This is a genomic window from Desulfonatronum sp. SC1 (genome assembly GCF_003046795.1).
GTDB lineage: Bacteria > Desulfobacterota > Desulfovibrionia > Desulfovibrionales > Desulfonatronaceae > Desulfonatronum.
This window is the reverse complement of the sequence record NZ_PZKN01000096.1, coordinates 1-526: the sequence shown is the minus strand read 5'-3', so window position 1 is coordinate 526 and position 526 is coordinate 1. Positions and strand designations below refer to the sequence as shown.

At 52.9% G+C, this 526-nt stretch carries 1 protein-coding gene; it reads right to left on the bottom strand.

From position 1 onward, the window contains the following. The coding region (locus tag C6366_RS20865; RefSeq protein WP_199221578.1) for a hypothetical protein at positions 1–500 on the bottom strand (500 nt) is incomplete at its 3' end. Between the last annotated feature and the right edge of the window lie 26 nt (positions 501–526).

The window sequence follows — 526 nt, the reverse complement described above, 5'->3', positions numbered from 1 at the left end:
ATGTAAACGGGCATCATTGCCTCATCGGCCTTGTTGTTGCGCCAGGTGCGTAGCAGCGCGTAAAGTTCGGGATGAACCGATGCCGTCACGTTTGTCTGGGTACTGCGTGTGGCAGCTTTTTTGGCCACGGCCTTCTCAATCTGGCTCACCGATTTTGCCGAGAGGTATCTGCCAATGGTGAATCCTGCGCCACAGGCGTAGAGACAGGCACGATGTGTTTCGTAACTTTTGGTGATGCGCTCCAGGGTGTCTGTGAGGGTTTTGCGAATGGCCTTGTTGTCGGTTTCTGGCTCTGGCTCGTCAAGCAACTTGCCTACTGTGGCATTCAATTGTTGCAAAAAGTAGTCGCTCCCTTTTTGCACGCGCTCGTGCAGCGTGAGGTTCTCCTCCACAGGTATTTGTTGCTGGTATAGGCTTTGCAGCTGCGGTTTGAACTTTTCGGCCACGGCAGTGATTTTTTCCTTAAACTGAAGGATGGTTTCGTTGAGCACATCGGGCATGGTGCCAACCACCACCTGGCTGTGAT